Source organism: Nostoc sp. DSM 114167 (assembly GCF_052692655.1).
The window spans coordinates 2557007-2572139 of the sequence record NZ_CP195116.1; the positions used below are offsets into that span (position 1 = coordinate 2557007).

Annotated in this window: 8 protein-coding genes; 5 read left to right on the top strand and 3 right to left on the bottom strand. The window is 43.4% G+C overall.

The genetic code is table 11. The features are described from left to right. The first annotated feature begins 160 nt into the window (after positions 1–160). The gene (locus tag NSTC731_RS10975) at positions 161–2152 is read left to right on the top strand and encodes an ABC1 kinase family protein (RefSeq protein ID WP_445630823.1); all 1992 of its coding nucleotides are present in this window, start codon (positions 161–163) and stop codon (positions 2150–2152) included. A 31-nt stretch (positions 2153–2183) separates the two neighbouring features. Here the strand turns inward: NSTC731_RS10975 and cysC are convergent, their stop codons facing one another. Continuing rightward, positions 2184–2756 (bottom strand): adenylyl-sulfate kinase, encoded by a 573-nt coding sequence (cysC, locus tag NSTC731_RS10980; protein ID WP_445632064.1) that lies wholly within the window; start codon positions 2754–2756, stop codon positions 2184–2186. 989 nt (positions 2757–3745) lie between these two features. Between cysC and NSTC731_RS10985 the strand changes: the two genes are divergently transcribed. After that, on the top strand, positions 3746–4849 hold the full coding sequence (locus tag NSTC731_RS10985) for a TIGR03032 family protein (protein ID WP_445630824.1): 1104 nt from the start codon (positions 3746–3748) through the stop codon (positions 4847–4849). A gap of 64 nt (positions 4850–4913) precedes the next feature. Further along, a complete protein-coding gene (locus tag NSTC731_RS10990) occupies positions 4914–9644 on the top strand; it encodes a beta strand repeat-containing protein (RefSeq protein ID WP_445630825.1) in 4731 nt (1576 codons plus the stop codon). Between the two features lie 106 nt (positions 9645–9750). Here the strand turns inward: NSTC731_RS10990 and NSTC731_RS10995 are convergent, their stop codons facing one another. Continuing rightward, entirely contained in the window at positions 9751–10185 is a 435-nt protein-coding gene (locus NSTC731_RS10995; protein ID WP_094348415.1) for a hypothetical protein, read from the bottom strand. Positions 10186–10370: 185 nt separating this feature from the next. Next, complete coding sequence (locus NSTC731_RS11000) at positions 10371–13355, bottom strand: valine--tRNA ligase (RefSeq protein ID WP_445630826.1); 2985 nt, start codon at positions 13353–13355, stop codon at positions 10371–10373. A gap of 193 nt (positions 13356–13548) precedes the next feature. Between NSTC731_RS11000 and NSTC731_RS11005 the strand changes: the two genes are divergently transcribed. Further along, positions 13549–13860, top strand: a complete 312-nt coding sequence (locus NSTC731_RS11005; protein ID WP_445630827.1) for a hypothetical protein — start codon at positions 13549–13551, stop codon at positions 13858–13860. 7 nt (positions 13861–13867) lie between these two features. Continuing rightward, positions 13868–15130 carry a glutathionylspermidine synthase family protein gene (locus NSTC731_RS11010; protein WP_445630828.1) on the top strand — a complete coding sequence of 421 codons (1263 nt, stop codon included), beginning with the start codon at positions 13868–13870 and terminating at the stop codon, positions 15128–15130. The last annotated feature ends 3 nt before the right edge of the window (positions 15131–15133 follow it).

Genomic DNA, 15133 nt, shown 5'->3' on the forward strand with positions numbered 1-15133 from the left:
AAAGGTTAAAGGTTAAAGGGAAAAGGAATAAATTTAATCTTTCCCCTTTTACCCTTACCCCTTTCCCTTTCCCCATGCCCAATGCCCCATTCCCAATTCCCAATTTCTAAACATATTGTTACAATACTTAATACGATCGTTCTGACTGGTGGCCTTCTTCATGATTGTTAAGACACTTCCCCCTAGTACCCGACCGATTCAGGAGGACAGTCGCAACGGCACAAATCGCCGAAGCGACGAATTAAATGTTATTGATGTAGTGCCAGAAGATGGTACATCGACGTTAGTTGTACGCTCACCAAGACTATTAGCAGCCCAAAAGGTGAGAATAGCAGCCCAACCTGAGACGCTTTACGATCCCGTGGGCATAGCGGCACATTATCAAAAAAGGAAAGTGCAAGTTTTACGGCGGATTTTTGCCGTGTTGCGGCCAACTCTATCCTTTGTGTTTGGATTGTGGTCGGATAGTAAACGGGGAATTGTCGTCAAAAATGACCGCCGCCGAGCCACTCAGCTACGAGTATTGCTGACCCAATTAGGTCCTGCTTACATCAAAATTGGACAAGCTTTATCCACCAGACCGGATCTAGTTCCTCCCGTATACCTAGAAGAATTAACTAAATTACAAGACCAATTACCACCTTTTCCCAACGAAATTGCTTACCAGTTTATTAAAGAAGAATTAGGCGCACCTCCAGAAGAGGTTTACGCCGAACTCTCGGCGCAGCCAATTGCTGCGGCTTCATTGGGGCAAGTGTATAAAGGTAAGCTAAAAACTGGTGAAGAAGTCGCTGTTAAAGTTCAACGCCCCGACTTAAGAGAGGGAATCACCATTGACTTGTATATTTTGCGTAACCTCGCCGCTTGGGTACAGAAAAAAGTCAAACGGGTAAGAAGTGACTTAGTTGGTATTCTTGATGAATTAGGCGATCGCATTTTTGAAGAGATGGATTACATCCATGAAGGCGAAAATGCCGAGCGATTTTTCGAGTTATACGGTCATATAAAAGACGTATACGTACCGAAAATTTACTGGGAATATACCAATCGCCGCGTCTTGACGATGGAGTGGATTAACGGTACCAAATTAACCCAGACAGAAGAAATTAGTGCCCAAGGGATAGATGCTCGTTATCTCATTGAAGTGGGTGTGCAGTGTTCCCTGCGCCAGCTGCTAGAACATGGATTTTTCCATGCAGATCCCCACCCTGGTAATTTGTTAGCGACAACCGATGGCAAATTAGCTTATCTCGACTTTGGGATGATGAGCGAGATTAAGCCACCACAGCGTTATGGTTTGATAGAAGCGATCGTCCACGTTGTCAACCGCGACTTTGAAGGATTAGCAAAAGACTATGTGAAGTTAGATTTCTTATCACCAGAAACCGATTTAACACCAATTATCCCAGCTTTTGCCAAAGTTTTTGCTGATGCTCAAGGAGCCAGTGTTGCCGAACTCAACATTAAAAGCATCACCGATGAACTATCAGCCTTGATGTATGAGTATCCTTTCCGCGTACCGCCCTACTACGCCTTAATTATTCGCTCCCTGGTGACGCTTGAAGGTATTGCAATATATATAGATCCAAACTTTAAAGTTCTCAGCGAAGCTTATCCCTACGTTTCTAAACGTCTGTTAACAGATCCAGCACCGCAATTAAGAGCATCATTGCAAGATTTGCTATTTAAAGATGGCAGATTTCGCTGGAATCGCTTAGAAAACTTGTTAAAAAATGCGCGTAATAGTCAAGACTACGACTTTAATTTAGTGCTAAATCAGGGGATAGAATTTCTATCATCTGAACGTGGTGCTTTTATTCGTGACAAGTTAGTAGATGAATCTGTTAACGGACTCGATGCTTTCGGGAAAAATGTTTTACATAACTTTACCTCCTTGTTACGAGAACGGGTAGGATTGACAGCAGTTAATAAAACTCCAGCAGCTACAGTTGAGCAACAACAAACCTTGGAGCATATCAAACGTATATTAGGTATTCTCCGAGAAACAAGAGGCTTTGACCCAGTGCAAATGACATCTCAAATTGCTCAGTTATTGGTAAATTCAGATGTACAACGTTTAGGTCAACAAATTGCCAACCGCTTCACGCAGAAAGCTGTGGCCAGGTTAATTCGGCAATTATTAGCATCTTAATCAAAGTTATGAGTTAAAAACTTTATTTAACTCATAAATTATTCCTTCTAGCAACTATATAACCCAACTCGTCTAGCTTTTCTAAGACCTTAGTTGCACTTTGAGCAACGCTTTCCTGGTTAGTTTTACATTCGACTTCAGGGCAGAGTGGTATTTCATAAGGATCGTCAATACCAGTAAAGTGCTTAATTTCTCCTGCTCTTGCTTTTTTATATAACCCTTTTACGTCTCGCTGTTCGCAAACTGCCAATGATGCATTGACGTAAACTTCAATGAAAAATGGAGTCATTTTGCGCACTTCTCCCCGAATTTCGCGGTATGGTGAAATTGCCGAAACCAATACAATGACATTATTTCTGGCAAGAAGTTGAGCTACAAAGCCAATGCGCCGAATATTCTCCTCTCGATCCTCTTTACTGAAACCCAATCCTTTGCATAGGTTTTGACGTACCGCATCACCGTCTAGAACTTCAACTCTGTATCCGTGTATCCGCAGTTCCTTCTCCACGAATTGACAGATAGTAGTTTTACCTGCACCACTCAAACCAGTAAACCATACTATCACACCACACTCTTGTTGTCTCATCCTACTTTCGTCGTAAATTTTAAATGGCACACTAAAAGAACTTTTTTAAGTAATTGTGAGTCAAATAGTAATTTTATTTTTATAATCCTTTTTTAGCAGGAATTTCAGCAATTGCAAGGCACCCTATGTCAAACTTGCTACTTTTACCTCTACTGGTTTCGAGTGAAAAATCGCATGATTATACGTATTTAGGCTAAATATTTAATACGAAGGATGGCGATGTATACGACGGGTGGTTCCTGAGCGCAGTCGTACCACTTGCCTACGGTACGCTCCGCGAACGTGGAAGCAAGCTACGCGCAGCGTCTCCGACAGGAGAAGGGCTACATCTACGCATTTTCTCTACCCTAACAACGCAATTTGCCGTTAAAGTAACAAAACTTGCCGAGCGAGTTTTTAAATTATTGAAGTTTTAACTAATTTTTACATTCAGTATATATACAGTTTATTTTTAAATAAAAAAGTCTTTATTATAACAGTAGATTATCAAACAATATTTACCGCTAGGACATTATAAAAAACTAAGTTCAAAATATCTGCAAAGTTAGATCCAGTGCAGCTTTATGGCGGCGCGACCTATTTTCTGGGGTCGATTCCTTTAGGTACTGTTTCTGGTACAAGCTTGTTTATTGACAATGATGGCACGCTTAGTGGTCTGTGTCATCAATTCTGAGAGTTTCGTAGTGAAGGATTTCTCAGTCAATTTCAAGGGTTTTAGCCCTGACTACAAACTTTCACAACTCATCAAAACTAATGGCATCAATCACTAGTACACTTTGGCATAAATTTGTTCACCTTTAATCAGTTGCTCTGAGCAACTTGTCTGCTTAATTGAGGTGATAGCTGGATTTACGCCATGCTGTACTAGTGCTTTGTGCCAGTAATTTTCGAGGTTCGTAGTTAGTAATTAACCGCTCAATTTTAAGGGTTAGAGTTACTGAGTATATTTTGTATTTAACTAAGTCTAAAGTTCTTCAACAAAATTTGAAATTTAATTCAACTGATTTATGTTGTCCACTTTTCCTACTACTGCGCCAGAAGAGAATAACTTAATTCAATGTGATGCCGATGGGGGATTTATTTCCTGGCTAAGTCAAGCCGGAGGTTCAATTGCCATCACCACCTACCAAGCTGGAAAACTGGCACTAGTAGGCTGGAATGGGGAACAGATAACCATGCTGTTACGCCAATTTTCTAAACCAATGGGATTGGCAGTGAATGGTTCACGACTGGCACTGGCTACCCATCACGAAGTCTGTTTATTAGCAAATGCCCCCGCCTTAGCTTATGAGTTTTTAGAAGATCACCCCGGACGCTACGATGCCCTTTATCTGCCACGGATGACATATTTTACAGGCGATCTGAACATTCACGACCTGGAATTTGGCAGAGAAGGGCTGTGGATTGTCAACACCCGCTTTTCGTGTCTTTCTGCTTTGAGTCCAGACTTTAGCTTTGTACCGCGCTGGCATCCGAAATTTATTTCTGAAGTAGTGCCAGAAGACCGATGTCACCTGAATGGATTAGCGATGGTGGATGGCAAACCCAAGTATGTGACTGCCCTCGGTGCGACAGATACCGTTGGAGGATGGCGTCCGGGTAAAGCCAATGGTGGAGTTGTAGTGGAAGTAGAGAGCAATGAAATTATTGTAAATAAATTATCAATGCCCCATTCCCCAATTTGGCATGACGGGTTTTTGTGGTTACTCAACTCTGGCGCAGGGGAAATTTGGCGCATTCATCCAGAATCAGGAGACCAACAAGTAGTTTGTGTACTCCCTGGATTTCTGCGGGGGTTGTGCTGCGTCGGGTATTACGCCCTAGTCGGACTATGCCAGATTCGGGAACGGCATATTTTCGGAGGGTTGCCCATAACCCAACGGTTTGAGAAGTTGCTCTGTGGTGTGGCAGTTGTGGATTTACGAAATGGGCAACAGGTGGGAATGCTGAAGTTCACCGCAGGCTGTCAAGAACTTTATGATGTACAGTTTCTTGCTGGTGTACAGCGTCCGATGGTTTTGAATCAGGAACGAAAAGAAATTCGCCAAGCATTTACAGCACCAGAGTTGAACTACTGGCTGCGACCGAGTGCAGTGATTCCTAATGACTAAGAAATCTGTTTAATCAGGCCGTAATTGTTGAAATCAAATTTTTAGTTTTTTCAGAGGTTTTTTCATGAATGAATTCAAAGTCAATACTTACACCAACAATGATCAAATTAATCCCGCAGTCGCAATGGATGCTGATGGAGACTTCATCATTTCTTGGACTAGCAATGGTCAGGATGGGTCTGGCTATGGGGTGTATGCTCAACGTTACAACAGTACTGGCGTGGCTATTGGGGGCGAATTCCAAGTCAATACCAACACCAACGGCAATCAACTTAACTCTACAGTAGCGATTGATGCCGATGGTGACTTTGTTATTTCCTGGGAAAGCCAAGATGGGTCTGGCTCTGGGATATATGCCCAACGCTACAACAGTTCTGGAGTGGCTGTTGGGGGCGAATTTCAGGTCAATACCTCCACTAACAACAATCAAGTTAACCCTACAATAGCGATAGATACCAATGGGAACTTTGTCATTTCTTGGCAAAGCAGTGGTCAGGACGGGTCTAGCTATGGAGTATATGCCCAACGCTACAGCAGTGCTGGGTTAGCCATTGGGGGTGAATTTAAGGTCAATACCCACACCGAAAGCTCTCAATATAACCCCACAATAGCTATGGATGCCAATGGTGACTTTGTTATTTCCTGGCAAAGCTATTATCAGGACGGGTCTTACTTAGGCATATATGCCCAACGCTATAACAGTGCCGGGTCAGCTATTGGAAACGAATTTCAGGTTAATACATACACTCAAGGCAATCAATTTAACCCCACAGTAGCAATGGATGCCACTGGGGACTTTGTAATTTCTTGGCAAAGCTATGGTCAGGACGGATCTGGGGATGGCATATATGCCCAACGCTACACCAGTGCTGGGGCAGCTATTGGCGCCGAATTCAAAGTCAATACCCACACCGAGGGCAATCAATTTAACCCCACAGTAGCAATGGATGCAGATGGGGACTTTATCATTTCCTGGACTAGCAATAGTCAGGACGGCTCTGGCTCTGGCATATATGCCCAACGTTACAACAGTGCTGGGGTAGCTATTGGGGGTGAATTTCTGGTCAATACCAACACCAACAACGATCAAGCTAACCCCGCAGTAGCAATGGATGCTACTGGAGATTTTGTAATTTCCTGGCAAAGCGATGGTCAGGACGGATCTGGCCATGGAATATATGCTCAACTAAACAACAACAGTGGGGCTCCCCCAACAATCACCCCTAGCTCTGCTTCTGCCCTAACATACACTGAAAACGCCACTACAACTATCGACTCAGGCATCACCGTCAGCGACACAGACTCCCCCAACCTGGCTAGTGCCACCGTCCGGATTACCAGTGGTTTTGTCTCTGCTGAAGACATCCTCGCCTTCACCAACCAAAATGGAATTACCGGCAGCTACAACAGCAGCACAGGTGTTTTAACCTTAATCGGCAGTGCCACCGTTGCTAACTATCAAGCTGCACTACGTTCTATTACTTATACCAACAGCAGCGACAACCCCAGTACTACACCTCGTACCATCAGCTTTATAGTTAATGATGGGACTGCTAATAGTACTGCCGTTACCCGCAATATTAATATTACGGCAGTGAATGATGCACCTGTTGCTACTGCCACCAACTCTGCCCTGGCATACACTGAGAACGCCACTACAGTCATTGACTCAGGTATCACCGTTAGCGACTTAGACTCCACCAACCTAGCTAGTGCCACCATCAGTATTACCAGTGGTTTTGTCTCTGCTCAAGATACTCTCGCCTTCACCAACCAAAATGGGATTACGGGCAGCTACAACAGCAGCACAGGTGTTTTAACCTTAACTGGTAGTTCCACCGTTGCTAACTATCAAGCTGCACTACGTTCTATTACTTATACCAACAGCAGTGATAACCCCAGTACTACACCTCGTACCATCAGCTTTATAGTTAATGATGGGACTGCTAATAGTACTGCTGTTACTCGCAATATTAATATTACGGCAGTGAATGATGCACCTGTTGCTACTGCCACCAACTCTGCCCTGGCATACACTGAGAACGCCACTACAGTCATTGACTCAGGTATCACCGTTAGCGACTTAGACTCCACCAACCTAGCTAGTGCCACCGTCAGCATTACCAGTGGTTTCGCCTCTGCTCAAGACATCCTCGCCTTCACCAACCAAAATGGGATTACGGGCAGCTACAACAGCAGCACAGGTGTTTTAACCTTAATCGGCAGTGCCACCGTTGCGAACTATCAAGCCGCACTACGTTCTATTACTTATACCAACAGCAGCGACAACCCCAGTACTACACCTCGTACCGTTAGCTTTGTCGTCAATGATGGGACTGCTAATAGTGCCACAGTTACCCGCAATATTAATATTACGGCGGTGAATGATGCTCCTGTTGCTGTTAACGACAAAATCACCACAAACAAAAACACACCCGTTATCATTAGCGCTACTAGTCTGTTAAGCAATGATACAGATGTTGATATTAGTGACGTATTGAGCATTACTGGCTTCACCCAACCTAGCCAAGGAAGCTTAGTTAACAACAACAACGGTACTTACACTTATACGCCCGATCAAAACTATTATGGCTCTGACAGCTTTACTTACACCATAGGTGATGGACATGGAGGCAGTAGCACTGCTACTGTCAACTTGACCATTAGTGAAATCACCCCTCCGATTAATGGCACTTCAGGTGCAGATAACCTGACTGGTACAGTGAACGCCGATAGCATCTCAGGATTGCTAGGCAATGACACGCTCCAAGGATTAGGTGATAGTGACACACTTGATGGCGGTGATGGCAACGATTCTTTAGATGGTGGTACAGGAACTGATAGCCTCATCGGTGGTAAAGGCAATGATACTTATATTGTGGACAGCATCGGCGACACCATTACTGAAGGCTTAAATGCGGGCACAGATTTAGTCAAGTCTTCGGTGAGTTGGGTGTTGGGAGTTAACCTGGAAAACTTGACTCTGACTGGAACCGACGCTATTGATGGTACTGGTAACAGCCTTAATAATATTCTGACCGGAAATACTGGTGCTAACATCTTGAGCGGAGAAGTTGGCAATGACACTTTGTTGGGTGGTGCAGGCAATGACACATTATTAGGCGGTGCAGGTAATGACACCTTGGATGGAGGTACAGGAGCTGATAGTCTTAATGGTGGAGTCGGCAATGATACTTATATTGTGGACAGCATCGGTGATACGATTACTGAAGGCTTAAATGCAGGCACAGATTTAGTTAAGTCTTCCGTGAGTTTTGTGTTAGCAGATAACGTGGAGAACTTGACCCTGACTGGAACCGACGCTATCGATGGTACTGGTAACAGCCTTAATAACATCCTGATTGGAAATACTGGTGCTAATAAGTTGAGCGGAGGAGATGGTAACGATAGTCTCTTTGGTAGCTCAGGCAATGACACATTATTGGGCGGTGCAGGTAATGACACCTTGGATGGAGGTTTAGGAGCTGATAGTCTTAATGGTGGAGCCGGCAATGACATTTATACTGTAGATAACCTGAACGATTCTGTTACTGAAGGCTTAAATGCAGGCATAGATTTAGTTAAGTCTTCCGTGAGTTTCGTGTTGACAGATAACGTGGAAAACTTGACCCTGACTGGAACCGGAGCAATCGATGGTAATGGTAACAGCCTTAATAACATCCTGATTGGAAATACTGGTGCTAATAAGTTGAGCGGAGGAGATGGTAACGATAGCCTCTTTGGTAGTTCAGGTAATGACAGTTTGTTAGGCGGTGCAGGCGATGATACTTTGGATGGAGGTGCAGGGATTGATACTCTCAATGGTGGAGCCGGTAATGACATCTACACTGTAGACAATGTTAGCGATATTATTACCGAAGGCTTAAATTCAGGCACAGATTTAGTCAAGTCTGCTGTGAATTGGGTATTAGGAGAGAACTTTGAGAACTTGACCCTGACTGGAAGCGCGATAATTGGTACTGGTAACAGCCTTGATAACATCCTGGTCGGAAATGCTGCTGCGAACACTTTGACCGGAGGAGATGGTAACGATAGCCTTTTTGGTAGCTCAGGCAATGACACCTTGTTGGGTGGTACAGGCGATGACACCTTAGATGGAGGTACAGGAATTGATAGTCTCAATGGTGGAATCGGCAATAACACTTATATCGTAGACAATGTTAGCGATATTATTGTTGAAGGCTTAAATGCAGGCACAGATTTAGTTAACTCTTCAGTAAATTGGGTCTTGGGAGATAACCTAGAGAATTTGACCCTGATTGGAACTGGGGCAATCACTGCTACTGGTAACAGTCTTAATAACATCCTGATTGGAAATACTGGTGCTAATACGTTATCAGGAGGAGATGGTAATGATAACCTCTTTGGTGGTTCAGGTAATGACAGCTTATTAGGCGGTGTCGGAAACGATAGCCTCTTTGGTGGAATTGGTAAAGATACGCTGACTGGTGGAGCTGGACAAGATAGCTTATATCTGACTGATACCCGCACTGGAGGCTATGATACTATTACTGATTTTACTGTTGGAGATGATACTATCTTCATTTCTAAGGCGGAATTCGGGCTGACCCAATCTCAGGATACGACACTCGATTCGGGCTTATTCCGACTTGGTACGATCGCTACAGCTGCAAGCGATCGCTTCATCTACAATCAAAGTACAGGTAATCTATTCTTTGATAAAGATGGATTGGGTGGTACAGCGCAAGTTCAAATAGCCCAGTTATCGAATCATGCACAGCTTAGTAGTGCAAATATTACTGTGATTGCCTAACTTTACTAAGACAATTAACCTAGCATAAACTTATGTAGAGACGTGGAATTTCGCGTCTCTATACGCCTTTGGGGTGCTGTGGCTTTATAAGCAACACAATTAGCTTTTAACTTTCCTCTTGAGAATAACCGTTTTTTTCGCGTTTGAGGCTTTCTTCTAAGGCTTGAATTTGTTCGCGACGAGCTTCCAATTCTAAGGAACGCCGCGCTAAGTCTTGATTTTGTAATGTCAGGGATTGTCGCCAATGTTCTGCTCTTTCGGCTTCATGCTGCAAAAATTCCGGGGTAATGCCGATGGTGAGGTAGTTTTGTACCAGGTGGAGTACCCAGTTGGTGGCGTCTTCTAGTCTTTCAATGTCGCCTGTAGGGGAAAGTTCTACTAGAACAAGCAAGTTCTCACTCATGATCTTTCCCTTTCCCAGCAGAATGAAAGCTTCTTCGGGAATTATCGCCCACAAGTTATCAGCTTCTTGACGCGCCAATAAGCGTAACTGGTGCTGGTCTAAAAAATCGTTTTTACGCACCTGGGCTAGATATAGCATGAGGGTCGCTTCGCTCCAATTCAAAATTCAAAATTCAAAATTCAAAATTCAAAATTCAAAAAAAATTTAATAAAAAAATAAGTGCCACAATGGATATTTGGATCTTGTTAATTGGTAATGGGTAATTGGGAATTATTAACACTTCCATTACCCATTACAGTTATCCTAAGCCACGCAGACTATGCCTACGATAACCCCTGGAGGCGATCGCGCAAAATTTCAGCTTGCTTTTGTGCTTCTGCTAATGCATCCCGCGCCCCTTGTACCACGTCAGGTCTAGCTCTATCTACGAAACTAGGATTGTTTAATCTGGTACTCAGGGATTGAACTTCGGCTTCAGCTTTACTCAAGCTTTTTTCTAGCTTGGCACGCACAACTTCAATATCTACCACACCGCTTAGAGGAATTAGCACCTGTATTGTACCAATTACACCTGCGATCGCATTTTCTGGTTCTTGTGGTTGTTCTAATTCTTTCTGCGGAAACAACTGTCTCCATAACTTTTGTCTAGCTTGACCAGTGAGTAAATTTTGGCTAACAAACCACGCTGTGTAACCAAAACCAACTAGTTCAAAGAAAGTTCCGACGATGGGAATGTCATCAATGGCATTTCCCACAGCTAAACCTAATCTACCAAAGACAATGGCCACAATAATTAAGCCAATTGTCTTCAAACCCCTCTGAGGTTTTTTAGCAGTAACAGTTTGGTTTTTTTGCTTGTCAGTGATGGTTAAAGTCTCAACCTTCGCCAAATCTTTAATATAAGACTGTCCAGCAGCGAGAATTTCCCGCTCTTTCTGGCTTTGAGTTTGCAAATTCGCTGTCACTTTTATGCCTGGTTTAATATCCGCTTCCGCCCGCAAATTCCGAATTGTGCGGATAGTAGCAATTAGTAATTCAAACTGTTCTTCTAAAGCTGAATCAATCAAGTTTGCATCTATCTGAGGATAGGTTTGCAGGGGTAAAGTTTGTGGTGAATCTGCTGGTTGTTGAGTGAGAGTCTGCCAAATTTCTTCGGTAATATGAGGCATGAAGGGATGAAGCAGTTTCATAATCCCTTCTAATATGTAGCCAAGGGTTTGTTGTGCTACCCGCCGCGATACTGGATCGGCATCTGCTTGCAATCTGGATTTCACTAGTTCAATATATTGATCGCAGAAATCACCCCAAATAAACTCGTAGAGTCCTTTTGCAGCTTCCCCTAAACCGTAATTATCAATGTAATTGGTGGTTTCTTTGACAACTTGATGATACCGCGAGATAATCCAGCGATCGCTCAATTCTATCGCTACCGGATTCCCCAATTGTTGCGGTGTTTGTCCATCCAAATTCATCATCACAAACCGGGCAGCATTCCACAACTTATTTGCAAAGTTGCGCGATGCCTCAACCGATGCTGATTCATCCTTTTTGCGATCGTATTCTAAGCGGATATCTTGACCAGCACCAGCTACTTCTCTAATTAAGGTATACCGCAGGGCATCAGTACCATATTTGTCAATTAATAACAATGGGTCAATGCCATTACCTTTGGTCTTTGACATCTTCTGACCTTTTTCATCCAGCACTAAGCCGTGGATGTAAACCGTTTGGAAAGGCATTTGCTGTGTAAAATGCCCAGCCATCATGGTCATTCTGGCTACCCAGAAAAAGATGATGTCAAAGCCTGTCACCAAAGTAGTAGTCGGGTAATAAGTTGCTAAATCCTGAGTTTGTTCCGGCCAGCCCAAAGTCGAAAATGGCCACAGTCCAGAAGAAAACCAAGTATCCAGCACATCTGGATCTTGTTCTAACTTGACATTTTCGCCAAATTGTGATTTAGCTTTTTCCCAAGCTTCAGTTTCCGATTTTGCCACGACAAAGGGCGTATTATCGGTAATTTGTCCATCCGTTTCACTGATAGCGTACCAAGCCGGAATTTGGTGTCCCCACCATAATTGGCGAGAAATACACCAATCAGTGAGTTTTACTAGCCAATCACGATAGACCTTTGTCCAGCGTTGGGGGACAAACTCTGGAGAAGTTTGCTGGTCGAGGAATTCGAGAGTGTTGTCAGCTAGGGGACGAATTTTGACGAACCATTGAGTCGAGAGGAGGGGTTCAATAGGTACTTTACCGCGATCGCTGTAGGGAACGGTATGCTTATAATCTTCGATCTTCACCAAAAAGCCATCTGCTTCTAGGCGAGAAACTACATTTTTTCTCGCAACAAAGCGGTCTTGTCCTTGAAACTCCCCAGCGTTGGCGTTGAGAGTGCCGTCTTTGTTCATAATGTTGATTAACGGCAAATTGTGACGCTTACCCATGTCGAAATCATTCGGGTCATGGGCAGGAGTTATCTTCACGCAACCTGTGCCGAAAGTGGGATCGACATATTCATCCCCAATAATCGGAATTTCTCGTTGTAAAATTGGCAGAGTTACAGTTTTACCAATGAGATGTTTGTAGCGATCGTCATTGGGATTAACCGCTACAGCCGTATCACCCAGCATCGTTTCTGGTCGAGTTGTCGCCACCTCTACAAAACCGGAACCATCGGTGAGGGGATAGCGGAAGTGCCAGAGATTTCCATTAACCTCTTGATTTTCAACTTCCACGTCAGACACAGCCGACTGAGAAGCTGGACACCAGTTAACTAAATATTCACCACGATAAATTAAGCCTTCCTCGTAAAGGCGAGTAAATGCCTCCACAACAGCCTTAGATAAACCCTCATCCAGGGTAAACCTTTCCCGTGACCAGTCCACCGAGACACCCAAGCGTCGTAGCTGATTCAGAATCGTTCCCTCAGACTCCGCCTTCCATTGCCAAGCGCGTTCTAGGAATTTCTCGCGCCCCAATTCGTAGCGAGTCTTACCCTCTGTCTTGAGTTGCTTTTCCAGCATAGTATGCACAGCAATGCTGGCGTGGTCAGTTCCGGGTAGCCATAGGGTATTGCGTCCCTGCATCCGGTGGTAGCGCACGAGGGTATCAATCAAGGAACTTTCAAATGCGTGACCCATGTGCAAGCTGCCAGTGACATTGGGGGGGGGAATGACGATGCAGTAGGGTTCGCCGCCTTTGTTGGGGTCAGCTTTGTAAACTTGGTTGTCTTCCCAGAATTTTTGCCACTTGGCTTCAGTGGAAAAGGGGTCGTAGAGACTGGGGAGATTGGGAATAGTTGCGGTCATGCGGGGCAAACTAACTATGGAAGGACTCTAATAAATTTTGCCACAGGGTTGGAGAGGGTTTGTTTAGCAATTCTCTAAATCGTGGATATACCCTGAAAAAATCTATCTGGAAATGCGAAATCTATTTTTGACCTTTGTAGTTATCTTGCATAAATTCCGTAGCTGATATCTGTGTATTCATCCAGAAAGACTTATGAAATTGAAACCAGGTTTATTTCAACTCATAGTGTTCGTTATGACTGTATCGCTACTTGCTTCTTGTGCGACAACCCCAGAAGCAAGACAGTCAGATTGCAGCTCCACAACGTCGCCGAACGCTAAACAACAACCCAATAACTGTTCACCCTCATCTAATGGTAGCGGCAGATCGAGTGGTTACTCTGGTGGAAGTAGCATTAGAAGCTCCGGTTTTGGTGATTCATCGGAGGCCGGGACTTCCAGAGGTTCTGCCAAGGGTCGTAGTGGTTTTGGTAGTTTTGGTCGCGGTGGTCATGCGGGTGGATAAAAGAGTTATGAATATTTTCAACAGTCCTCAACGAAAGCGTCTATTTCAGTCGATGAAAATGGGTTGGTACAACTTTGCTCCTATTGAAGAAGGAACAGGTATACCTCTAACTGACCAAGAAACACCTTACGCTCTTTATTATTGCCATCAAGTTTTACCGCAGACGATCCAAGAAATCCAGCAAGCATCGGAATTAGTCGGTAGTGTTTTAACCCAAGCGTGGGAAATTATTCGCACTCTTGATGAGGATACACTACTTTACTATGGATTTCCGGAAGCTACCATCAAGTTAGTTAAATATGACTTCCTCGCACCATTTTGTATGCGTCTTGACTGGTGCTGGAATCCAGAAACGGGGATAAAGAAAGTAGTAGAAACTAATCCCCAAACTCCTAGTTTTTGGTTTGAGTGTACGGATGGCAATAATAAAGTTGCTAGACATTTTGGATTGCAAGAACCAGATTTAGATGCTCAAAAAATCTTAAAAATAACACTTAATCAGCATGTAAATAGAGCCGCATTAAATTTGGGTAAACCAGTTACAGACTGTTGCGTAGCATTTACAGCTTTGAATAATGCCGAAGATTTAGGTACTATGCGATGGTTAAGCAAGTACTTGGAGTCCAAAAGTACCATTTTACCCTTAGAATATCTTGGCATCAAAGATGGTGAGTATCTATTTGACCAGAGAACAAAAAAACCAATAGATATACTCTTTATGTGGTATCCAGTGGAATGGCTAATCCATGATACTGATGAAAAAGGTGAAAGATTATGGCCGGCTCTAGAGCAATTAATTTTTGAGAATAAAATTGTGATTGTCAACTTTGGTTCTGCCTTTGCACTGCAACCAAAAAGTATATTTGCTCTAATTACAGATTTAGGATATGACTTTTTTTCTGGCAAAGATGCTGGAACAGTCTGGGAATATTTTCCTAAAACATCACTGAGTGCAACAGCAATAGGTAATTCATACTTTGCCAAACCTATTTTAGGAAGAGAAGGCGAAGGAGGATTTGCAGTTAATTCAGGAAATATCTCTGTGCGTAGTAGTAACAATGACCCTTGGTATACACAACAGAATTATGTCTATCAAGAGTTATTAGAATTTCCTAAATTAGAAATTGATGGCAAGTCAATGACTCAGGTTTGGGGAGCTTGGCTATATAACAATGGTAATGATAAATTTATATCTGGAGGTGTAGGAATCCGCCTTTCTGAAGGGGAAATTACAGATAACTTATCCTATTGGTGTCCTATTGGATGCTAATTT